18 protein-coding genes are annotated in these 22,848 nt (G+C 60.3%); 8 read left to right on the top strand and 10 right to left on the bottom strand.

Going from position 1 to position 22,848, the window contains the following annotated elements; all coding sequences use genetic code 11:
• Nucleotides 1-121 precede the first annotated feature (121 nt).
• Genes rnc through pdxJ form a run of 4 tightly spaced genes read left to right on the top strand, consistent with a single transcriptional unit; the run spans nucleotide 122 to nucleotide 3,234 of the window.
• Entirely contained in the window at nucleotides 122-811 is a 690-nt protein-coding gene (gene rnc, locus CS390_RS19335; protein WP_065759354.1) for a ribonuclease III, read from the top strand.
• Nucleotides 804-1,706, top strand: a complete 903-nt coding sequence (gene era, locus CS390_RS19330; RefSeq protein ID WP_065759353.1) for a GTPase Era — start codon at nucleotides 804-806, stop codon at nucleotides 1,704-1,706. Before rnc ends, era begins: the two co-directional genes overlap by 8 nt.
• Before the next feature lie 56 nt (nucleotides 1,707-1,762).
• The gene (gene recO / locus CS390_RS19325) at nucleotides 1,763-2,446 is read left to right on the top strand and encodes a DNA repair protein RecO (protein ID WP_065759352.1); all 684 of its coding nucleotides are present in this window, start codon (nucleotides 1,763-1,765) and stop codon (nucleotides 2,444-2,446) included.
• A 44-nt stretch (nucleotides 2,447-2,490) separates the two neighbouring features.
• On the top strand, nucleotides 2,491-3,234 hold the full coding sequence (gene pdxJ / locus CS390_RS19320) for a pyridoxine 5'-phosphate synthase (RefSeq protein ID WP_065759351.1): 744 nt from the start codon (nucleotides 2,491-2,493) through the stop codon (nucleotides 3,232-3,234).
• Nucleotides 3,235-3,299: 65 nt separating this feature from the next.
• Here the strand turns inward: pdxJ and cmoB are convergent, their stop codons facing one another.
• The 6 genes from cmoB to CS390_RS19290 all read right to left on the bottom strand — a co-directional run bounded on the left by cmoB (nucleotide 3,300) and on the right by CS390_RS19290 (nucleotide 12,032).
• A complete protein-coding gene (gene cmoB / locus CS390_RS19315) occupies nucleotides 3,300-4,256 on the bottom strand; it encodes a tRNA 5-methoxyuridine(34)/uridine 5-oxyacetic acid(34) synthase CmoB (protein WP_065759350.1) in 957 nt (318 codons plus the stop codon).
• Nucleotides 4,253-4,996, bottom strand: coding sequence for a carboxy-S-adenosyl-L-methionine synthase CmoA (cmoA, locus tag CS390_RS19310; RefSeq protein WP_065759349.1), 744 nt, complete (start codon nucleotides 4,994-4,996; stop codon nucleotides 4,253-4,255). The genes cmoB and cmoA overlap by 4 nt, the downstream gene beginning before the upstream one ends.
• A gap of 83 nt (nucleotides 4,997-5,079) precedes the next feature.
• On the bottom strand, nucleotides 5,080-5,472 hold the full coding sequence (locus CS390_RS19305; protein ID WP_099775631.1) for a protease inhibitor I42 family protein: 393 nt from the start codon (nucleotides 5,470-5,472) through the stop codon (nucleotides 5,080-5,082).
• A 151-nt stretch (nucleotides 5,473-5,623) separates the two neighbouring features.
• Nucleotides 5,624-8,044, bottom strand: coding sequence for an endopeptidase La (gene lon, locus CS390_RS19300; protein ID WP_065759347.1), 2,421 nt, complete (start codon nucleotides 8,042-8,044; stop codon nucleotides 5,624-5,626).
• Between the two features lie 162 nt (nucleotides 8,045-8,206).
• Entirely contained in the window at nucleotides 8,207-10,615 is a 2,409-nt protein-coding gene (locus CS390_RS19295; protein ID WP_099775630.1) for a glucose/quinate/shikimate family membrane-bound PQQ-dependent dehydrogenase, read from the bottom strand.
• Nucleotides 10,616-10,682: 67 nt separating this feature from the next.
• Complete coding sequence (locus CS390_RS19290) at nucleotides 10,683-12,032, bottom strand: carbohydrate porin (RefSeq protein WP_099775629.1); 1,350 nt, start codon at nucleotides 12,030-12,032, stop codon at nucleotides 10,683-10,685.
• Between the two features lie 390 nt (nucleotides 12,033-12,422).
• On the opposite strand from CS390_RS19290, the gene CS390_RS19285 reads away from it, so the two are divergent.
• Nucleotides 12,423-12,644, top strand: coding sequence for a VF530 family DNA-binding protein (locus tag CS390_RS19285; RefSeq protein WP_065759344.1), 222 nt, complete (start codon nucleotides 12,423-12,425; stop codon nucleotides 12,642-12,644).
• A 3-nt stretch (nucleotides 12,645-12,647) separates the two neighbouring features.
• Nucleotides 12,648-13,307, top strand: coding sequence for a Pr6Pr family membrane protein (locus CS390_RS19280; protein WP_099775628.1), 660 nt, complete (start codon nucleotides 12,648-12,650; stop codon nucleotides 13,305-13,307).
• Between the two features lie 9 nt (nucleotides 13,308-13,316).
• Here CS390_RS19280 and CS390_RS19275 read toward each other — a convergent pair whose 3' ends face one another.
• Nucleotides 13,317-14,093, bottom strand: coding sequence for a siderophore-interacting protein (locus tag CS390_RS19275; protein WP_099775627.1), 777 nt, complete (start codon nucleotides 14,091-14,093; stop codon nucleotides 13,317-13,319).
• Nucleotides 14,090-14,659, bottom strand: coding sequence for a PadR family transcriptional regulator (locus tag CS390_RS19270; RefSeq protein WP_099775626.1), 570 nt, complete (start codon nucleotides 14,657-14,659; stop codon nucleotides 14,090-14,092). The genes CS390_RS19275 and CS390_RS19270 overlap by 4 nt, the downstream gene beginning before the upstream one ends.
• Before the next feature lie 297 nt (nucleotides 14,660-14,956).
• Between CS390_RS19270 and CS390_RS19265 the strand changes: the two genes are divergently transcribed.
• Nucleotides 14,957-15,394 (top strand): C40 family peptidase, encoded by a 438-nt coding sequence (locus tag CS390_RS19265; protein ID WP_245704320.1) that lies wholly within the window; start codon nucleotides 14,957-14,959, stop codon nucleotides 15,392-15,394.
• Here the strand turns inward: CS390_RS19265 and CS390_RS19260 are convergent.
• The gene (locus CS390_RS19260; protein WP_099775625.1) at nucleotides 15,388-18,540 is read right to left on the bottom strand and encodes a transglycosylase domain-containing protein; all 3,153 of its coding nucleotides are present in this window, start codon (nucleotides 18,538-18,540) and stop codon (nucleotides 15,388-15,390) included. The genes CS390_RS19265 and CS390_RS19260 overlap by 7 nt on opposite strands.
• Nucleotides 18,541-18,979: 439 nt before the next feature.
• Between CS390_RS19260 and CS390_RS19255 the strand changes: the two genes are divergently transcribed.
• Nucleotides 18,980-20,401 carry an amino acid permease gene (locus CS390_RS19255; RefSeq protein ID WP_099775624.1) on the top strand — a complete coding sequence of 474 codons (1,422 nt, stop codon included), beginning with the start codon at nucleotides 18,980-18,982 and terminating at the stop codon, nucleotides 20,399-20,401.
• A gap of 728 nt (nucleotides 20,402-21,129) precedes the next feature.
• Here the strand turns inward: CS390_RS19255 and CS390_RS19250 are convergent.
• Nucleotides 21,130-22,746: an FMN-binding glutamate synthase family protein gene (locus CS390_RS19250; protein WP_099775623.1), complete on the bottom strand. Its 1,617-nt coding sequence runs from the start codon at nucleotides 22,744-22,746 to the stop codon at nucleotides 21,130-21,132.
• Between the last annotated feature and the right edge of the window lie 102 nt (nucleotides 22,747-22,848).

The raw sequence follows: 22,848 nt of genomic DNA, 5'->3' as shown, positions 1-22,848 counted from the left end.
TTCAGGATCCGGATTTGAACAACGCGTTAAACCTGACGGCCACGAGCCAATCCGATAAGTGTGGGCGCCGGGCTGAGTCCCAGGCGCAAAAAATCGGCCATAAACCGAGCGTGGGTACACTGTGAGCGTTTCCTTGAGCCGCCTCGAGCGCAAGCTCGGCTACACCTTCAAGAACCAGGAGCTGATGCTGCTGGCCCTCACGCATCGCAGTTACGCCGGGCGTAACAACGAGCGCCTGGAATTTCTGGGCGATGCGATTCTCAACTTTGTTGCCGGTGAGGCGCTGTTCGAGCGTTTTCCGCAAGCCCGTGAGGGTCAGTTGTCACGCCTGCGTGCGCGGCTGGTCAAGGGCGAGACCCTGGCCGTACTGGCGCGTGGGTTCGACCTCGGCGAGTACCTGCGTCTGGGCTCTGGCGAATTGAAAAGCGGCGGTTTCCGTCGCGAGTCGATTCTGGCCGACGCCCTTGAAGCGCTTATCGGTGCGATTTACCTCGACTCGGACATGCACACCGCGCGTGATCGCGTGCTGGACTGGCTGACCGGTGAGTTCGAGAGCCTGACGCTGGTCGATACCAACAAGGACCCGAAAACCCGTTTGCAGGAATTCCTGCAGTCACGGGCCTGCGAACTGCCCCGCTATGAAGTGGTGGATATTCAGGGTGAACCGCATTGCCGGACGTTTTTCGTCGAATGCGAAGTGGCCCTGTTGACTGAAAAAAGCCGAGGGCAGGGTGTTAGCCGGCGTATTGCCGAGCAGGTCGCCGCGGCGGCAGCCCTGATCGCCCTGGGCGTGGAGAATGGCAATGACTGATACGAATACTACCCGTTGCGGCTATGTCGCCATCGTCGGCCGCCCCAACGTGGGCAAATCGACGTTGCTTAACCACATCCTCGGGCAGAAGCTGGCGATTACCTCGCGCAAGCCGCAGACCACACGTCACAACATGCTTGGGATCAAGACCGAGGGCGATATCCAGGCGATCTACGTCGATACCCCCGGTATGCACAAGAGCAACGAGAAGGCGCTCAACCGCTACATGAACAAGACCGCTTCGGCGGCCTTGAAAGACGTCGACGTGGTTATCTTCGTTGTCGATCGCACCCGCTGGACCGATGAGGACCAACTGGTGCTGGAGCGCGTGCAGTACGTGCAAGGCCCGGTGATCCTGGCCATCAACAAGACCGACCGTATCGAAGAGAAGGCCGAGTTGATCCCGCACCTGCAATGGTTGCAGGAGCAACTGCCGAATGCCGAGATCGTGCCGATTTCCGCGCAGCAGGGGCATAACCTCGATGCACTGGAAGCACTGATCGCCAAGCACCTGCCGGAAAACGAACACTTTTTCCCGGAAGACCAGATCACCGACCGCAGCAGCCGTTTCCTGGCCGCTGAACTGGTGCGCGAGAAGATCATGCGTCAACTCGGTGCCGAGCTGCCGTACCAGATCACCGTGGAGATCGAAGAGTTCAAGCAGCAGGGCAAGATCCTGCATATCCATGCCTTGATCCTGGTCGAGCGTGATGGTCAGAAGAAGATCATCATTGGCGACAAGGGCGAGCGGATCAAACGCATTGGTTCCGAGGCACGCAAGGACATGGAGTTGCTGTTCGACGCCAAGATCATGCTCAACCTCTGGGTCAAGGTCAAAGGTGGCTGGTCTGATGATGAGCGTGCCCTGCGCTCCTTGGGTTACGGCGACCTGTAAGCCTCCAGGCCCGATACCGTCCGGTGTCGGGCCGACTCCTTTCTGAAGTTCAACTCATGGAACTACCCGTCGGCCAACCGGCTTACGTCTTGCACAGTCGGGCCTACCGCGAAACCAGTGCACTGGTGGACTTCCTCACGCCTCAGGGCCGGCTGCGTGCGGTGTTACGTCGTGCACGGGGTAAGGCCGGAACGCTGGCGCGTCCCTTCGTTGCGCTGGAAGTCGAGTTCCGTGGCCGTGGTGAACTGAAAAACGTCGGGCGCATGGAAAGCAATGGTGTCGGTATCTGGCTGAACGGTGATGCACTGTTCAGTGGCCTCTACCTTAACGAGTTGATGACCCGACTGCTGCCCCTCGAGGACCCGCACCCCCGGTTGTTTGAACATTACACCGCAACCTTGCAGGCATTGGCCGCCGGGCGCGCGCTGGAGCCGTTGCTGCGCTCGTTCGAGTGGCGCCTGCTGGATGAGCTGGGGTATGCCTTCGAGTTGGATCGGGATCTTGCGGGGGAACCGCTGGCCGCCGATGGCCTGTATCGGTTGCAGGTGGATGCAGGCCTGGAGCGGGTTTACCTGCTTCAGCCGGGTGTGTTCAATGGCGTTGAGCTGACAGCCATGGCCGAAGCCGACTGGAGTGTGCCCGGTGCCTTGAGCGCGGCCAAGCGTTTGATGCGTCAGGCGCTGGCTGTTCATTTGGGCGGAAGGCCATTGGTCAGTCGCGAACTGTTTCGCAAGCCGTAAGCTCGTCGTATGCTGTGAGGCTCAATTTTCAGGAGAGCTTCTTCGTGACCCACAGCAACCGCATTCTTCTCGGCGTGAACATCGACCACGTGGCGACCCTGCGCCAGGCCCGTGGCACGCGTTACCCGGACCCGGTCAAGGCCGCGCTGGATGCCGAGGAGGCCGGTGCCGATGGCATCACCGTCCACCTGCGTGAAGACCGCCGGCATATTCAGGAGCGCGACGTGCTGCTGCTCAAGGATGTGCTGCAAACGCGGATGAACTTCGAGATGGGCGTCACCGAGGAAATGATGGCGTTTGCCGAGCGTATTCGCCCGGCACATATCTGCCTGGTACCGGAAACACGTCAGGAGCTGACCACCGAGGGCGGCCTGGATGTGGCTGGCCAGGAAGCGCGGATCAAGGCGGCAGTCGAGCGCCTGTCGCGCCTCGGCTCGGAAGTGTCCTTGTTCATCGATGCTGACGAGCGCCAGATCGAGGCGTCTCGCCGTGTTGGGGCTCCGGCTATCGAACTGCATACCGGTCGTTACGCTGATGCCGAAACACCCGCTGACGTGGCTGAAGAGCTCAAGCGCGTCGCCGACGGCGTGGCCTTTGGCGTCGCTCAGGGCCTGATCGTAAACGCCGGGCACGGCTTGCACTATCACAACGTGGAAGCAGTCGCGGCAATCAAGGGCATCAACGAGCTGAACATCGGGCATGCACTGGTTGCCCATGCCCTGTTCGTCGGCTTCAAGTCGGCAGTGGCCGAGATGAAGTCTCTGATTCTGGCGGCCAGCCGCGGCTGAGCAATAGGTCACTCATGTATGCCGCCAGACGAGGTGATACCTGGTCGGCGGCTTAGCATTGAGCATTACTTGCGCGCGACCAGCACCGCACGGCGTGGTGCTGGCAAACCTTCGATGGTGCGGCTGTGATCGTTGGGGTCGAGGAAGTCGCTGAGCGACTGATAACGCATCCACTCGGTGCTGCGTTGTTCCTCGATGCTGGTGACGCTGACATCGACGCAGCGCACGTCACTGAATCCGGCGCGACGCAGCCAGCGCTCCAGCGCAGGTACCGAGGGCAGGAACCAGACGTTGCGCATTTGTGCGTAGCGGTCTTCAGGTACCAATACCTGCTGTTCATCACCGTCGATGACCAACGTTTCCAACACCAACTCGCCACCCTTGACCAGGCAGTCCTTGAGCGCCAGCAGGTGCTCGATTGGCGAGCGCCGATGGTAGAAGACGCCCATGGAGAATACGGTGTCGAAGCCTTCGAGGTTCGCTGGTAGGTCTTCCAGGGCGAACGGCAAGTGCCAGGCCGGCAGTTCTGGCAGGTAACGTTGCACGGCCTGGAACTGGCAGAAGAACAGCCAGTTGGGGTCTACGCCAATGACGCTGTCGGCACCGGCACCGAGCATGCGCCACTGGTAGTAGCCATTGCCGCAGCCGACGTCCAGTACACGCTTGCCGCGCAAGTCCAGGTGCGGCGCGACCCGCTCCCATTTCCAGTCCGAACGCCATTCGGTGTCGACGTGAACCCCGAACAGGTCGAAAGGCCCCTTGCGCCAGGGCGACAAGCCCATCAGTGCCGTGCGCATCTGTTCACGCGTGGCAGGCTCGCAGTCGCAGTCCAGGCGCAGACCGTTGAGCAGGTCGACGTGCTCGGGGGTGAGCGCGGGCAGGGCATCGAGCGCCGCTTGCCAACGTTCGAGGTCGCCATGGCCTTTTTCCAGCTTGGCATCGAGTTGTGCCTGCAGGCCCTGGGACCATTCAGCCAGAGGGGTGCCCGCCAGGCGGCGAACAAGAGGGGAAAGATCAATCATGGCAGGGCAATCAGTGAGGCGAAATTAAGGCACTGGAACCACGGCACGACCTTGGAGAAGCCCGCTGCGAGTAGACGCTCACGGTGTTCTTCCAGGCTGTCGGGTTTCATCACGTTCTCGATGGCACTGCGTTTCTGGGCAATTTCCAGTTCGCTGTAGCCATTGGCGCGCTTGAACGCGACATGCAGGTCGGTGAGCAGGGCGTGTTCCTGTGGGTCGTTGAAGCGCAGTTTTTCCGAGAGGATCAGGGCGCCGCCGGGCAGCAGGGCCTGGCGAATACGCGACAGCAGTGCCAGGCGCTGCTCTGGGGCAATGAACTGCAGGGTGAAGTTCATCGCCACCACCGAGGCAGGCTGGAACTCAAGGGCGAGGATGTCGCCTTCGATCACTTCGACCGGCAGCAGCTCCTGGAACATTGAGTCTTGGGCCGTGAGGTACTGGCGGCAACGCTCGACCATGGCTGCGGAGTTGTCCACAGCGATAACGCGGCAGCCGTCCTGGCGTACATGCCGGCGCAGTGCCTGGGTGACAGCACCCAACGAGCTGCCCAGGTCGTACAGGGCGGTGTGCGGCTGAGCAAACTGCGCAGCCAGTACGCCGAGGTTCTCGACAATGGTCGGGTAGCCGGGTACTGAACGCTTGATCATGTCCGGGAACACTCGGACCACGTCTTCGTTGAAGGCGAAGTCGGGCACCTGGCCAAGCGGCTGGGCGAATAGGCGGTCGGGTTCTTTGCTCACGGGCAGTCCAGGCGTTCAGCGGTAAAGGGTCGGCATTTTAGCCAAACTGGCAGCGGGATGCATGGCCGGCTGACAAGTGCGGCTTACTTCACCGTAATTGCACAATCAAAGGTCTGTGTCGGGGGGATTTCCGGTGCCCAGGGTTGTTGATAGACCAGTATCAAGTGACCCTCGCCAGCGGCCTTCGCCTGGAAGCGCCATACTGATTGCCCGGCGCTACCGACCAGCCCTGTACCTTCGGGGTTGCTGTAGACCTCCGGGCCAAGGCTGCGCAGGATACTGGCGGCAGGGTTTTGCAATAACCAGCGGTAGCCCGTGGTGGGGTTGCTGGGCAGCGTCAGGGTGAGGGTTTGATCATTTCGCAACTGGACGGGGCAGTCTGCCGTTTTTTCCAGATTGATGTTCTGCCGTGGTTGTTGGGCGCAGGCGCTGAGCAGGGCGAGGCTCACGGGAACGAGCAGGCGGGCAAGGGTCATGATGGCTCCGAATGAACAACGAAGACGCAGCATAACCGAAGCGCCCGCACATGTAGGCGTCGGCTTCACCCGCGATGCAGGCAGTGCGTGCGATGCGCCATGGCATCACGCGCATCGCCCGCAAGGCTGGCTCTCTCAGACGCCGCGGTAGTCAGAACAACACGTTGGCAACGTCGCTGAAACGCTTGGCAAAGTGCACGTTCAAGCCCTGTTTGAGGTAGTCCGGCAGCTCTTCAAAATCGCCGCGGTTGGCCTCAGGCAGGATCAGCTCGAAGATTTTCTGTCGGCGTGCGGCAATCACTTTCTCGCGTACGCCGCCAATCGGCAGCACATGCCCGGTCAGTGTCAGCTCGCCAGTCATGGCCACGCCTTTCTTCGGCGCCTGGTCGCGGGCCAGCGATAGCAAGGCACTGGCCATGGTCACGCCGGCACTCGGGCCGTCCTTGGGCGTTGCGCCTTCCGGCACATGCAGGTGGATAAAGGCCTCGTTGAAGAAGCTCGGGTCGCCACCGAACTGCTTCAGGTGCGAGCTGACATAGCTGTAGGCGATCTCGGCAGATTCCTTCATGACATCGCCCAACTGACCGGTCAGTTTGAAGCCGCGGTTCAGGGTGTGGATCAGGGTTGCCTCGATTGGCAAGGTCGCGCCGCCCATGCTGGTCCAGGCCAGGCCGGTGATGACGCCTTTTCCTGCCAGCACCTGTTCACTGCGAAACACCGGCATGCCCAGGGAGGCTTCAAGGTCCTTCGTGCCAATCTTGATGGTTGTGTCGGGGTGCTCCAGTAACTGCACCACGGCTTTGCGCACCAGCTTGCCCAACTGCTTCTCAAGCTGACGTACGCCAGCTTCGCGCGCATAGCCTTCGATGACCGCGCGCAGGGCGCTGTCGGTGATACTCAGGCTGGTTTTGGCCACCCCGGCTTTCTGCAGTTGCTTGGGCCACAAATGGCGCTTGGCGATAGCCAGTTTCTCTTCGGTGATGTAGCCGGAAAGGCGGATCACTTCCATGCGGTCGAGCAATGGCCCGGGAATCGAGTCGAGGGTGTTGGCGGTGCAGACGAACAACACTTTGGACAAGTCCAGGCGCAGGTCCAGGTAATGGTCGAGGAAGTCGACGTTCTGTTCCGGGTCGAGGGTCTCCAGCAGCGCCGAGGCGGGGTCGCCCTGGTAGCTCTGGCCCATCTTGTCGATCTCGTCGAGCATGATAACCGGGTTCATTACGCCGACGTCCTTCAAGGCCTGCACCAGTTTGCCTGGCTGGGCACCGATGTAGGTGCGCCGGTGCCCCTTGATCTCGGCTTCGTCGCGCATGCCGCCAACACTGAAGCGGTAGAACGGCCGTCCCAGGGATTCGGCAATGGATTTGCCGATGCTGGTCTTGCCGACGCCTGGCGGGCCTACGAGCAGGACAATCGAACCGCTTATTTCGCCCTTGTAGGCACCCACCGCAAGAAACTCAAGGATTCGCTCCTTGATGTCGTCGAGGCCGGCATGGTGAAGGTCCAGCACCTTGCGCGCATGCTTGAGGTCAAGCTTGTCTTTGCCGTAAACGCCCCAGGGCAGGGCAGTTGCCCAGTCCAGGTAGTTGCGGGTGACGGCATACTCCGGTGAGCCGGTCTCAAGAATCGACAGCTTGCCCAGCTCTTCATCGATACGTTTCTGCGTGGCGCTTGGCAGAGTTTTGCCTTCCAGGCGCTGCTTGAACTGTTCCAGATCGGCACTGCGGTCGTCCTTGGTCAGCCCCAGTTCCTGTTGGATGACCTTGAGTTGTTCCTTGAGGAAAAACTCACGCTGATGCTCACCGATCTGCCGGTTCACTTCGGCAGAAATCTCGTTCTGCAGGCGTGCGACCTCGACCTCCTTGCGCAACATCGGCAGGACCTTCTCCATGCGCTTGAGCATGGGCACACAGTCGAGCACTTCCTGCAGTTGGCTACCGGTGGCCGAGGTCAGTGCGGCGGCGAAGTCGGTGAGGGGGGACGGGTCGTTGGGGCTGAACCGGTTTAAGTAGTTTTTCAGTTCTTCGCTGTACAGCGGGTTGAGCGGCAGCAGCTCCTTGATCGCGTTGATCAGCGCCATGCCGTAGGCCTTCACCTCGTCGGTGGGCTCGCTGGGCTGATGCGGATAATCAACCTCGACCAGATAGGGCGGTCGATGGTGCTTGAGCCAGCCGCGGATACGCACACGGCTCAGGCCTTGGGCAACGAATTGCAGTTTGCCGTTTTCGCGGCTGGCGTGGTGGACCTTGACCAGGGTGCCGTAGGTTGGCAGCGTCGATGTATCAAAGTGCCGAGGGTCGTCAGGCGGAGTGTCCATGAAGAACAGCGCCAAGGCATGGTGTGGTGTCTTGGCCACCAGATCGAGGGTTTCTGCCCAGGGTTCTTCATTGACGATGACCGGCAACACTTGCGCCGGGAAGAACGGCCGGTTGTGAATCGGAATGATATAGACCTTGTCCGGCAGTTGCTGGCCGGGCAATGCCAGGTGGGTACGGCCACTGTGGCTGGCTTCGATATGTTCGACTTCGGCCTGTTCCTTTGGCGTTTCCGGGAGATCCTGCTGGTCGCTCATGGGGCACCTGCGTAAATGACTATGGTGCTTAGATGGGGCGGGTGAAAGGCTGTTTCAATGGCAAAGGTTGTGCCCACGCCATGCAAAAAAAACGGCCACCTAAAGGGTAGCCGTTCAATCACATGAAAGCGCCCGGTTTGCGCGGGGCGCTCTCAGTTGGCATCAGTCAGCCAATTTGTAAGCAATTACGTAGTCACCCATTTTGGTGCCCAGCGAGCCATGGCCGCCAGCCGTCACCAGCACGTACTGTTTGCCGTCCTTGCCGGTGTAGGTCATCGGGGTTGCCTGGCCACCTGCCGGCAGGCGCGACTTCCACAACTCTTTGCCGGTGTTTACGTCGTAGGCGCGCAGGTACTGGTCGAGTGTGCCGCTGAGGAAGCCCAGGCCGGAGGCCGTCACAATTGAACCGCCCATGCTCGGCACACCGATCGGCAGGCCAATCGGCAGCGGTGAGCTGTCGCGGCTGGTACCGTTCTTGTGTTTCCACACCACTTTGCCTTTGTTCAGGTCAATACCAGCAACGTAACCCCAGGCGGGGGCCTGGCACGGTATGCCGAGCGGCGACATGAACGGATGCATGGTCACGGCATAGGGCGCACCGCTATTGGGTTGTACGCCGCTGGTTTCGCTTTCACGCTTACTGCCTGCGGCAACATCGGCGCGCGGCACCAGCTTGGAGACGAAGGCCATGTAGTTCGGGCTGGTGAACAGCAGTTGGCGAACCGGATCAACCGAGACGCTGCCCCAGTTGAATACGCCGACGTTGCCTGGGTAAACCAGGCTGCCTTGCAGCGATGGCGGGGTGTACTGGCCTTCGTAGCGCAGTTCGCGGAACTGGATGCGGCAGAGCATCTGGTCAAACGGGCTGGCGCCCCACATGGCTTGTTCGGTCAGGTCTGGGCCCAGCAGGTTGAGGTCCGAGCGTGCCTGGGTCGGCGAAGTGTGATCGCCTTCGACCGCGCCCTGAGGTGCCGGGACTTCCTGGATCGGAATGATCGGCGTGCCGTCACGACGATCGAGGACATACAGGCTGCCCTGTTTGGTCGGTGCAATCAGGGCCGGTTTCACGCCATCGGCGGTGGCCATGTCGAGTAGGGTCGGCTGGCTGCCGACGTCCATGTCCCACAGGTCATGGTGGGTGAACTGATAATTCCAGCGCACCTTGCCGGTGGTCAGGTCCAGCGCCACGATGCCGGCGCTGAATTTCTCTGCGCCTGGGGTACGGTCGGCGCCCCATTGGTCTGGGGTCTGGTTGCCCAGTGGCAGGTAGACCATGTTGAGCTTTTCATCGACGCTGGCCAACGACCACATGTTGGGTGAGTTGCGGGTGTAGAACTTGCCCGCTGCCAGCGGTGCTGTGGCCTCAGGGTTGCCGGCGTCCCAGTTCCAGACCAGGTGCCCATCGTGTACGTCGTAAGCGCGGATGACACCGGACGGTTCGTTGGTCGACTCGTTGTCGGTGACGTGGCCGCCAATGATCACCAGTTGGCGGGTAATGGCCGCAGGCGAGGTCGAGTAGTAGCCGCCAGCGGTGAATGGGCCGATACCGGTGGTCAGGTCGATGACACCCTGCTTGCCGAAGCCTTCACAGATTTTGCCGTTATCAGCGTTCAGTGCGATCAGGCGTGCATCAGCGGTGGGCAGGTAGAGGCGGCGAGGGCAAGCGCGGACCACCGCCATGCCGGCTTCGGAGATTTTGGGGGCCGGGCTGCCGTCCATGTTGACGTAGTTGTTCTCGTCGTAATACGACACCCCCCGGCAGGTCATGTGGGCGAAGCCCTTGAAGCCGACCGGGCTTTTGATCTGCGGATCGAAACGCCAGATTTCCGCGCCGGTGTCCGGGTCCAATGCCAGTACTTTGCTGTGCGCGGTGCAGGCATAGAGCATGCCGTTGGCCTTCAGCGGGGTGTTCTGGTTGGTCAGTTCCACCGGATCGTTGTCAGTTGGCAGATCGCCTGTACGGATACGCCAGGCTTCCTGCAACTTGTGAATGTTGTAGGGCGTGATCTGGCGTAGGGGCGAGTAACGGTCACCATACTCAGTGCGGCCATAGGCCTGCCATTCACCGTCCGGCATTTGCGGCGCGGTGCTGGCCATGTCACTGCTGTCGCGGCCCAGCTTGCCATTGATTTCACCTGGGTGAGTGAACTGGCTGGCGATGGCTGTAGCACCCGACAACACGACGGCCAGGCTCAGCAGGCCGGTGTTCACTTTGCTCGGTTGGCCACGCAGTGGGCGGCGTGCCCATGGCAGCAGCAGGACAACGCCAAGGGCGAACCACAGGGCCAGACGGGGCACCAGTTGCCACCAGTCCAGGCCCACTTCCCACAGTGCCCAGAGGGTGCTGCCCAGCAGAACCAGGCCGTACAGGCCGAGGGCATTGCGGCGTAATGCCAGCAGCAGGATGCCGGACAGGGCAAAACCGATACCGGCAATCAGGTAATACAGCGAGCCGCCAAGCTGGCTTAGCTTTATGCCACCGGCCAGCAGTGCCAGGCCCATCAGCAACAGCAGAATGCCGAGCAGTCTCGGCAGCCAGCGGGTTCTACTCAAGGCACCGTCAGTGCTCATCGTGTGTTCTCCGTACAGTTGAAACAGTTCGAGCCGCAGCTCGGATAAAATTCGGGGTGGTTCATGTTTAGAAGCTGCTCTGGATTTTCAGGCCGCCGATCAGTGCGTCGTCGACCTGCCCGACACCGCCTGGGTGGCGGATGTACTGCAGGTTCGGGCGCACGGTGAGCCAGTTGGCCAAGTGAATGCCGTAGTACAGTTCGGCGCTGTACTCGGTGTCCTGGACCGGCAGGAAGGCGGGGTTGTCGTAGTCATCCAGGCCCTGGGCCGCGTTGCTGGCCTGGGCGTTCTTGCGGTAGGCGGGGTTGGCATGCACGCGTGCCAGGGCGAAACCGATATCGTCCTTGGCACGGGCATCAAACGGGCCCTTGTACACCACACCTGCCTGAACATAGTTGTCGATGGCATTGGTCTTCTTGTCATGCAGCGTGGCGTTGGCGAAAACGCTCAGGCCGCGGGAGTGGTCGCTGGCCAGCGACGTCACCTGTTGCTGCGCACCCAGCCAGAAGCCATGCTTGCTCGAACTGCTGCGATAGGCCTGGCCGCTGAGTGCTGCCGGTTGATCGTTGCTGTCTTTATAAACATCGGTTGCCTTGGCACTACTGTAGTAGTAACCGGCGCGATATTCCCCTTTCAGGCCGCTGAAAGTGGGGGTCCAGACCAGTTCTATCGGCAGTACTGCACCTTGGGTGCCGCTGCCGCTGAGCTTGAAACCATTGCCACTTTCAAGGTTGGAGGGGTTCTGCTCGTAAGCGCCGACCTGCGCATAGAGCTCAGGGCTGAGACGGTACTTGACCCGCATCGCCCACTGGCTGACGGGCCAGTTGTACCAGATGCCGCCCACCCAGTTGCCGACCTGTGAGCCACAGAAGGCCAGGTTCTGGAAGTCGCAGGGGAAGCTGTTGAAGTCTTCGCCTTCACCGAAACGGCCGATCTTCACATCCAGTGCGCCATCGAAATACTGCTGCTTGATCCATAGCTGGGTCAGTCGCCAGGTTTCGCCGCGACCCCAGACCTCCTGCGCAGAGGTGAAACCACCTACGCGAGGATCATTGATGCGGTCGTTGCTGATGTTGTCACCGTGGCGTTCGGTGACGGTCAGTTGAAACTCGGTGGCATGCCAGCCGAGGATCTTCTGCAGATCCAGGTGCGTACCGAGCGTGAACTGGTCGCTGTAGCGTGCGGTCTTGTCGTGATCGTAGCCGCCGTGCAGGTTACTGCCCATCTCGCCGACGTAACCCAGGGTGAAGTCGTAGCCGCGCTCGGCCAGTTCTGCGCGGGTGCCGCCCCAGTCGCCAAGCATCCAGGGGGAGTCACTGTCCAGCATCGCGGCGCAGGTGTGCGGGGCAATTGCGGCAAGTGTCAAACCTGTCAGCAGTACGGAGGAAGAACGACGGGAGGGTGAAAACTGAGGCATGAGATAGCGCTATCTTTTGATTGTTGGAAAAACGGCAACGCCTCCGAATGTGCTCTATCACCGGAGACAAAACTGCTAATTAGGGAGAGTGAAGCGTTTCAGTGTGCGGCGGGCAGGATATAGATGAATGTGTAAGAAAAAAAGTCCAATCAACGTGAGGCACTGTTGCCGCTTCTGTAACAGTCCTTCAGCAGGGGGCAAAGGTGGTGTTCAGGCCGACTTCGATGCTGCATCTCGCTGGCTGAGCCTGTTGCGACGTGCGCCAGAACGCTCGGGCACACTAGACTGTCGGAAACAGGTCGAGATCTGAGTGCATGGCGTTGCTGAAAAAGCAGACGTGGAGCCAAGGCTCGGCTAAGGTGCGCACCTTTCGTTGGCTGGAGCACAGGCATGACTGCCGGTAATCAAAATCCTCTGCATGGCGTGACCCTGGAACAGATCCTCAATGCCCTTGTTGCGCGTTACCAATGGGAAGGGCTGGCGCAGCGTATTGATTTGCGCTGTTTCAAGAGCGATCCGAGTATCAAATCGAGCCTGACATTCCTGCGACGTACGCCGTGGGCGCGGGAAAGGGTCGAGCAGTTGTACGTCAAGATGCAACGGGGTCGCTAACTGATGCGTCTGGAGCAGCGGGTGCCTTGGGTAGGGCTGCTGGCCTGCCTGGGGTGGGCTGCACTGGCCATTCAGATGTACCTGGTGTTGTGGGCGCGTTGGCAGGCGCAGGCCAGCCTGATAGGCGGGCTGGTGAATGTCTTCAGCTACTTCACCGTACTCAGTAACACCCTGGTTGCTGTAGTACTCAGTCAGGCGGCGTTTGGCCGAGAAGGCCCGGCGCGGCAGTTTTTTCTGCGGCCCTCGGTGAGTTCTGCGGTTGCAGTCAGCATTTCGCTGGTGGGGGTGGCATACAGCCTGTTGTTACGCCACTTGTGGCAGCCGCAAGGCTGGCAATGGCTGGTCGATGAGCTGCTGCATGATGTCATGCCGCTGTTGTACCTGGGGTATTGGTGGTGCTGTGTACCCAAGGGCAGTTTGCGGGCCATACAGATTTTGCCGTGGTTGCTTTACCCGCTGGGTTACTTTGGTTATGTGCTGCTGCGTGGGCACGAAATTGGCGTCTATCCCTACCCGTTCATTGATGTTGCCACACTGGGGTATGCGCAGGTGATGCTCAATGCGCTGGCTATCCTGGTGGGCTTTGTTGCGCTAGGGCTGCTATTGATCAGCCTCGATCAATGGCAGGGCAGGCGTCTGGCTGCCGCCAGAGCTCAGCCCTGATGCCACGGTTTACGCGTTGTGGTTGTCGTCTTCGCCCAGGCGCCAATAGGCGACCGCTTTGAGCCGGTCCTCCTGCACGCCCTTGTCTTCCAGCAGCAGGCGTTTGGCCTGGCGGGTCAGTGTCTTTTCCAGGGCAACCCAGGTGTACAGCTCACCAGCGGGCAGGGGCAGCTGTTTCAGTACCTCAAGCAGTTCTTGCTGGTGACGCTGAACCCAGATGACCTGTACGTTTGCCAGGCTTGCCAGTGGTTGTTGTTCCAGCGCATTTTCCACTTCAATGACCACCAGTGCGTTACGCGTGGCCGGCAGTTCTTCAAGGCGTCGGGCAATCGCCGGAATGGCGGTTTCGTCACCGATCAACAGGTAGCTGTCGAACATGTCCGGCACCACCATTGAGCTGCGCGGCCCCGCGATGTTCAGCGTCTGGCCCACTGTTGCCTGAGCCGCCCAGGTAGAGGCCGGGCCGTCGCCATGCAGCACGAAGTCGATATCCAGCTCGCCTGCCACTTCGTCGATACGGCGCGGCGTGTATTCGCGCAGGGTCGGTTTGACGCCGTCCTGATCCTGTCCTGGGTTGTCCAGTGCGGCCTGTTCTTGCGGCGAGCAGGCAAACAGCAGTTTGATGTGGTCATCACTGCCTAGGCTCAGAAAGCCCTGCAGTTCAGGGCCGCCCAAGGTGATCCGGCGCATACGCGGGGTCAGATCGGTGACGCGCAGTACCTGCAGGCAACGGCGTTTGATCTCATGGTTGACGCGGTGAATCGTGGTGGTGTCGTTAACCGTCATTCGGTTTTCTCCTGAAGGGTCGTTGCCGGGCCGGCAACAATGGCTCTGGCGGTGTCATTGAGCAGGTTGCGCACCCGTACGATTTCTTCGGGGTTCCAGCGCCCGCTGTGCATTTGCAGCGCATGGCGCAGGTTGTGTACGGCTTCGTGGATTTCCTGCGGGCGGTCATGCACGCCGATAGAGCGCTTGCTGACCTCAAGGCGCATGCGCACGCCGTCCAGGGCGATGGCCTGTTCGGCCAAGGCCTGGAGGCCCGCTGCTGTGGCGCTGTAACGCTTCTTGCTGCCTTCGGCCTGGCCGATGATCCACTCGCTTTCTTCAAGAAAGGTCAGGGTGGGGTAGATGACGCCTGGGCTTGGGCTGTAGCGCCCGTCGAACAGGGCTTCGATGCGTCGAATCAGGTCATAGCCGTGACAAGGCTGTTCGGCGAGCATCGACAGCAGCAGCAGCTTCAGGTCGCCCGGGGCAAAGATTCGCGGGCCTCGTTCGCCTCGTTCGCGGCCACCGCGACGTTCAAAGCCGTCATGACGGTCGCTGTGCTCGTGGTGTGAAGGATGATCGCGCATTAGGGCTGCCTTTTGGTCTGAGATATATCTTGAGATACTTATTTAGATATTACTCAAGATATATCTTAAAGCAAGCGCTCGGTGTGCGGGTGTGGTTTACGGCAAGAGGCGTCGTGGGCGTTGCCCTAGGTTTTTTCTTACATAACCCTCGGATTCCCTTTATTCCTGCTTGCCCCCGTCAACTCTAAGATCTGCCGCGTTTCCTTCACCCTTCAGGGGGTACATGACGTGGTTGGTTTTTTCTTGCGTGTAGGCTTGCTCTGGGGCCTTTCATTTTTTGCCCAGGCGAATGTTCATTTGGTTACCCCTAAGGGTGGGCACGACTACGTGGCCCGCCAGGAACTCGAGGCAAACCTCGACCGGCTGGTCGAACGCGCCCATGAGCTCATCGGCGTGCCTTACCGTTGGGGCGGAATGTCGGAAAAGAGCGGTTTTGATTGCAGTGGCTTGTTGGTCTATCTGTACCGTAGTGAGGTGGGTATCAGCTTGCCGCGCACCACATCATCCATGCTCAAGGGGCAGGGAAAGACCATAAGCCCGCCGCAACTCAAGCGCGGTGATGCGGTGTTCTTTAACCGCAACGGCCAAGGTCGTATTGGCCATGTCGGGTTGTACATCGGCGAGGGGCAATTCATTCATGCACCCCGTAGCGGCAAGGCGATTCGTATCGATTCGTTAAGCAATCGTTACTGGCGCAATAGCTTCACCACGGCCAAGCGCTTTCACGGTCATTGAACCGTTGCGCCTCGCTGAGCGGTGAGCGTGGGTATGTTGCACAACGTATGGGTGCCTGGCACAAGGTAGGGCATCAGAAGTGGCGCCATGCCCTTGAGCACTTGTACCGGCAATGCTGAGGTGAACTTGAACGATTCGGCTGCTCGCCCTGGAACGAAGGCGGTCAGGGTGCCGAAATGGCTGTCGCCGATGTAGAACACGAATGTCGCAGTACGGTTCAGTGAACGTGATCCGAGGATGCGTCCGCCTGCCCCGAAGCTTTCGATGCGGTTGTCGCCGGTGCCGGTCTTGCCGCCCATGACCAGTGCTGTACCGTCAGGCAGTTTGAAGCTACCCGACACCCGACGTGCCGTACCGGCATCAACCACTTGTGACAGCGCACCGCGCAGGGCCTTGGCGACCTCCGCCGGCAATACCCGTTCGCCGCGGTCTGGGTCACTGATCAGGCGCGTTTCATAAGGGGTGTCGGCCGCGAAGTGCAGGGTGTCGATGCGCAGGGTGGGCATGCGTACGCCGTCGTTCAAGATGATACCCATGAGTTCGGCCAGGGCGGCGGGGCGGTCACCAGAACTGCCGATAGCAGTGGCCAGCGATGGCACCAGGTGGTCGAAGGGATAACCGACACGCTTCCAGCGTTGATGGATGTCGAGAAACGCCTCAATTTCCACCAGTGTCCGAATACGGCTGTCGCGGGCGCCTTTGTGCCGGCTCTTGAACAGCCAGCTATAGACTTCCTGGCGTTCGAAATGGCTGGCTGTAACCGCATCCTTGAATTGTGCTCCGGGGTTTTTCAGCAAGTAGCCCAGCAGCCACAAGTCCAGTGGGTGAACCCGGGCGATATAGCCTTGGTCGGGCAGGTCGTAGCGGCCCGGGCCGTAGTTTATGTACATCTCCTCGAGCCGTTTTTCGGTCAACGCGTCTTTCTTGCGCTTATCGGCTGAAGTGTCCTTTTTCAAGTGGGCCTGCACAAAGGCGTTGAAGGTTGCCTGGTCGGCTTCGGGAAACAGGTACCGGTGTACGGCAGCCAAGCGGATCGGTGTGACATTCAGGCTGTCGAGAAAGGTGTCGAGGCGCTCCTGGGATGTCTTGCGTTGGTACTTTTTCCAGAATCGCTTGAGATAGTCGGTGCCTTCGCGGTCGGCGAAACGTGCCAGATACTCCTGGCGACGTGGGTCTGCATCGTCTTTGAGCAGTTGGCCGCTGTTGTTCGGTGATTGGTACGTGCTGTAGCGCACCAGATCACGCATCAGGCGAATGAAGGGGAGGTTGATCGATTCGCGCAGGGCATCCTTCAGTGTCGGCAGGCGTCCATTGTCTTCGCGGCGGAAGTTGTTGAAGACGTGCAAGCCTCCACCCGTGAAGAAGGCTTCGCCAGGGTTGGCCGAGTACTTGCGCTCCAGTGCCGCATCAAGCATCGCGCTGAGGTTGCGGTCCTTGTTCTGAATCAGGTAATCCACCGCCCAGCCGGTAATGCGGTCCAGCTCGGGCACCTCGACTTTTTTCAGCTCGGCCGGGCTTTTGTCGGCATAGCGATCATGCAGTTCGGCGATGATCTCCAGGTAGGTGGTCAGTACCCGCAGTTTGGCGGTTGAACCCAGTTCCAACTTGCTGCCTTCGTTGATGTCGAAGGGTTGATCGGTGCTGTCGGTTTGCACCCGTACCCGTGCACCGTCCGGGGTGCGCTCAAAGAGGGTGAAGCTGTAGCGTACCTGGGTTGTGGTGGTCGGGGTCAGCAGGCGTTCACCGAACAGCCCGGTTTTTTCTGCAAAGGCCGGGTCCGCTAGATTTTTGAGGTATTCGCTGATCTGGTCTTGCAGGCTGGACTGCAGCGTACTGGTGACTGAAAGATCAAGGCGGTCCAGGTCGTACAGGGGGCGGTTGAGCATCGCCGAGAGCCGCGCACGGGCCAGGCTGATGCCCTTGTTGGTAACGATGGGGACAATGGTCGGCTGGGCAACCCAGTCACGGTAGGTCGCTTTGCTGGCCAGCGCGGCGTCAGCCAGTGATCGATCGATGATGTTGTTGGCCGCGAGCAGGCGCACGTGACTGTCGGCCAGTTCGGCCAGATCATTGCGGCCTTTGGACAGGAAATACGATGGCCGACGCTGCGCGATCATCAGCGAGAGCACCTGACGCAGTGCCAACCCTCGTGCGGCAAGGCTGGCCGGGTCGTTGTCGGTGGACAACAACGACTGATTGACCTGGGCGAAGTCCGCGCCGTACCAGACCCTCAAGCCTTCGGCCATACCATGCACCTCGCCATGCCCGGGGACGGCCGACAGCGGCACACTGTTGAGGTAGTCGCGCACGATACGTTGCCGGGCTTCCAGGGTTTGTGGGCCGTTCTGATAGGCACGGACACTGGCCGAAATCATCTGCCGTATTTTTTCGCTGCCAGACACGGTCAGCCCGTCAGGGGAGTGCCGGTATTTTTCCAGTTGAGTGGCCAGGGTACTGCCACCTGCCGATTGGCCCGGAAGGGCCAGGTACTTGGCGACCTGGGTATAGGCCGCCTTGGCGAAGCGTGGCCAGTCGACTGCCGGGTTTGCATTGGGATCATTGGGGTCAAGCAGGTCGCGGTTTTCGATGAACAGCAAACTGTGAACGATCACCGGCGGGATCGAAGCAAAGTCGGAGTAGAGGTGCTGCGGATAGTGATACTGATACAGGGCCTCGCCTTTACAGTCAGTAATCGACAAGCCCGCCTGGATTTTTTCGGTGTAAGGCACGAAGAAACCATGCTTGGCATAGTTCATCAGCTCGGGGGAAAAGCGTGTTTGCTCGCTGACCAGATAGTCGCGCTTGAGCAGGCGAGGCAGGAAGTCACCGAGTGCGCTGTAGCCCAAGCGCTTATCGAACGGGCCATCGCCCGGATACATGATCGCGTCGCTCGGGCCTTTTTGCATCGAGTAACTGAGGGTTGCTGCAAAGTGGCTGAATTCACGTGACTGCAAACGTGACGTCTGCATTTCTTCGGCGATGGCGAAGCCCACAGCGATGAGGGCGATCAGTAGCAATAACCACAAGGGCCACAGCAGCCGCCACCAGACGCGACGCTTGCGAGGGCTTTTGGGTGGAGGCACGTCTTCCAGACGTTCAGAAGGGGCTTCAGCCGTTGTTGGTTCCGATTGCCACAGTGCGCCCATAGTCTTTAGCCCGGCTACGTGTATTCGTCTTGCTTGCCTGAAGCTTAGACGCTGAGCAGCTTAGGTGAAAAATTTGTAGAAGCTTGTAAGGCATTTCTCGGAGCGTAATCGGAGCATGCGCCTTTGGTTGTGGTTGTAATGCCCTGGTTTGGTGCTATTTTACCCGCCCTGTTTTTGAGGGAGGGGTAAGCGCGGGGAATGCCACTCCGTATAAGCGGATTTTGCCGAGACTTCTCGCCAAAGATCCTGGTTTTTATAGTGAAAAGACCTGCGATGGCCTTTTTATACTGCTCGCCCCTTTTGCTCAGCCTGCGTGGTGTTTTGCGGGTTGACGGGCTCACCCAAAAGGTTGGCCCGGCAAGGCTTCGTACCTGCCTATCGGCGGTGCCAGGTCTGCACGATCGGTTTATATCCAATAACAAAATGAGGTTGTATTTCTATGTCAGTCGGCAACCACCCTTCTCACGGCGAGACCGCCCAAGGCGGTCCGCTCAAGCGAGAACTCGGAGAGCGTCACATCCGCCTGATGGCACTGGGTGCCTGTATCGGTGTCGGCCTGTTCCTGGGGTCGGCCAAGGCCATTGAAATGGCCGGGCCTGCGATCATGCTGTCGTACATCATTGGCGGTCTGGCGATCCTGGTGATCATGCGTGCCCTTGGTGAAATGGCCGTTCACAACCCGGTCGCCGGCTCCTTCAGCCGTTACGCGCAAGACTACCTCGGCCCATTGGCAGGCTTCCTGACCGGCTGGAACTACTGGTTCCTGTGGTTGGTGACCTGTGTTGCTGAAATCACGGCGGTGGCCATCTACATGGGCATCTGGTTCCCTGATGTACCTCGCTGGATCTGGGCCCTGGCGGCCCTGGCAAGCATGGGTGGGGTCAACCTGATCGCAGTCAAGGCGTTTGGTGAGTTCGAGTTCTGGTTCGCCCTGATCAAGATCGTCACCATCATCGCGATGGTACTGGGCGGTATCGGCGTGATCGCGTTTGGCTTCGGTAACGATGGCGTCGCGCTGGGCATCTCCAACCTCTGGAGCAATGGCGGCTTCATGCCTAACGGCGTGACCGGCGTGCTGATGTCGCTGCAAATGGTGATGTTCGCCTACCTTGGCGTAGAAATGATCGGCCTGACTGCCGGCGAAGCGCGTAACCCGCAAAAGACCATTCCGCATGCCATTGGCTCGGTATTCTGGCGCATCCTGCTGTTCTATGTCGGCGCACTGTTTGTGATCCTGTCCATCTACCCATGGAACGAAATTGGCAGCCAGGGCAGCCCGTTCGTGATGACCTTTGAACGTCTGGGCATCAAGACCGCTGCCGGCATCATCAACTTCGTGGTGATCACTGCGGCACTGTCGTCCTGCAACGGCGGTATCTTCAGTACCGGTCGTATGCTCTACAGCCTTGCGCAGAATGGCCAGGCGCCTGCCTCCTTTGCCCGCACCTCAAGCAACGGCGTGCCGCGCAACGCGCTGCTGCTGTCGATCGCGGCATTGCTGCTGGGTGTACTGCTCAACTACCTAGTACCGGAAAAAGTGTTCGTCTGGGTCACCGCTATCGCTACCTTCGGTGCGATCTGGACCTGGGTCATGATCCTGCTGGCGCAACTGAAGTTCCGTGCTGGCCTGTCCAAGGCCGAACGTGACCGTCTGCAGTTCCGCATGTGGCTGTGGCCGTTGAGCTCCTACCTGGCGCTGGCGTTCCTGATCCTGGTGGTAGGCCTGATGGCGTACTTTGAGGAAACCCGTATCGCACTGTACGTCGGCCCAGCCTTCCTGGTGCTGCTGACGGTGCTGTACTACGTGTTCAAGCTGTCCCCGAAAGAGGACAGTGTGGCCGTGGCGCGCTCTGTGTCCTGATCGAAAACCCGGTCCAGTGACCGGATCAGGCTGCTGACGAACCCCCGCTTTTTAGCGGGGGTTTGTTTTTCCAAGCCAACGATGCCATCGCAGGCAAGCCAGCTCCAACAGAGCCCGCGCCAGCTGTGGGAGCGGGTCTTGCCCGCGATGCAGCCACCGCGGACTCGCAGGCACCCCACCGACGCCATCGCAGGCAAGCCAGCTCCAACAGAGCCCGCGCCAGCTGTGGGAGCGGGTCTTGCCCGCGATGCAGCCACCGCGGACTCGCAGGCACCCCACCCGACGCCATCGCAGGCAAGCCAGCTCCAACAGAGCCCGCGCCAGCTGTGGGAACGGGTCTTGCCCGCGATGCAGCCACCGCGAACTCGCAGGTACCCTACCGACGCCATCGCAGGCGAGCCTGCTCCAACAGAGCCCGCGCAGCCTGTAGGAGCCGGGCTTGCCCGCGATGCAGGCGCCGCGAACTCGCAGGCACCCCACCGACGCCATCGCAGGCGAGCCTGCTCCAACAGAGCCCGCGCCAGCTGTGGGAACTGGTCTTGCCCGCGATGCAGCCACCGCGAACTCGCAGGCACCCTACCGACGCCATCGCAGGCGAGCCTGCTCCAACAGAGCCCGCGCCAGCTGTGGGAGCGGGTCTTGCCCGCGATGCAGACGCCGCGAAGGCTCTGACACCCCGCCGAAGCCCCGGCATCCCACAGCAAGCTGGGCCGGTTTTTTCCGTTGAATCAGGCTACGTCTGTGTGCGCCTCAAAACTGTCAGCCCGGGCCATGCGCCACATACGCTGGTAGAACTCGCCGCTGACTGCGCCTGTCAGCAGTTCACCAGGCTTGAGGAACACGTGCAGTTGCGAGAACAGTTTGATTTCGGTCGCGGACATGCGCCGTACCAGGTGTTTGGCCTGCAGCTGTGAAGGGTGATCCAGGCCAGCTGCCGCGAGCATTTCGGCCAGGGCCTTGAGGGTGTTGCGGTGGAAGTGAAACACCCGCTGGGCTTTGTCGGGTACCACCAAGGCGCGCTGGCGCAGTGGGTCCTGGGTTGCGACACCGGTTGGACACTTGTTGGTGTGGCAGCTTTGCGACTGGATGCAGCCGATGGCGAACATGAAGCCGCGCGCCGAGTTGGCCCAGTCGGCACCAATGGCCAGGACACTGGCAATGTCGAAGGCACTGACGATTTTGCCGCTGGCCCCCAGTTTGATTTTGTCGCGCAGGTTCAGCCCGACCAGTGTGTTGTGTACGAACAGCAGGCCTTCACGCATCGGCACGCCGATATGGTCGGTGAACTCCACGGGCGCCGCGCCCGTGCCGCCTTCTTTGCCGTCGATGACGATAAAGTCCGGGAGAATGCCGGTTTCCAGCATGGCCTTGGCAATACCCATGAACTCCCACGGGTGGCCCAGGCAGAATTTGAAGCCTACTGGCTTGCCGCCGGAGAGTTCGCGCAATTGAGCGATGAACTGCATCAGCTCGATCGGGGTCGAGAAGGCACTGTGTCGTGACGGTGAGATGCAGTCTTCACCCATGGCTACGCCGCGGGTTTCGGCGATTTCACGGGTGACCTTGTGCTTGGGCAGAATGCCACCGTGGCCGGGCTTGGCCCCTTGGCTCATCTTGATTTCGATCATCCGTATTTGCGGGTTGCGCGCCTGTTCCGCAAAACGCTCAGGGTCGAAGCGACCCTCCGCCGTGCGGCAACCGAAGTAGCCGCTGCCCAGTTCCCAGGTCAGGTCGCCGCCATGCTCGCGGTGGTAAGGGCTGATGCTGCCCTCGCCAGTATCGTGGGCGAAGTTGCCGAGTTTGGCGCCCTGATTCAGCGCACGAATGGCATTGGCGCTGAGTGCGCCAAAGCTCATGGCCGAGATGTTGAACACCGAGGCTGAATACGGCTGTGTACATTGCGGGCCGCCGACCATGACTCGAAAGCTGTTCGGGTCGCTCAGTGGCGCCGGGCGCATGGAGTGGCCAATGAACTCAAAGCCCGATTGGTAGACATCGATCAGCGTGCCAAAGGGCTTGTCCGAGGCCTCGTTCTTGGCTCGGGCATAAACCAGTGAGCGCTGCGCGCGAGAGAAGGGCAGGGCATCACTGTCAGCTTCCAGCAGGTACTGGCGGATCTCCGGTCGAATACCTTCGACCAGGTAGCGGATGTTGCCCAAAATCGGGTAATTGCGCCTGACGGCGTGGCGATTCTGCAGTAAATCAACCAGGCCAATCAGGCTAAGTACGCCTGTGGTCAGGGTGAAGGGCCAAAGCCAGTCGTTTTCAAGAAACGGCAGGCTGGCGAGGGTGAACAGTACACAACAGACAAAAAAGGCGTAGCGACTGAGAAGTGACAGGCTCATACGGGGTCCTTGCGATGGCTCGGTCAGGCTCAGGGCCTGGGCAATCCTGGACCATAGCCCGGTTCAGGATTCAAACGCCAGCCCAGGGTCTCCCGGTGAGGT

The sequence above is a fragment of the Pseudomonas sp. HLS-6 genome (assembly GCF_002753995.1).
Taxonomy (GTDB): Bacteria; Pseudomonadota; Gammaproteobacteria; order Pseudomonadales; family Pseudomonadaceae; genus Aquipseudomonas; species Aquipseudomonas defluvii.
This window is presented reverse-complemented; position numbering and strand designations above follow the sequence as displayed.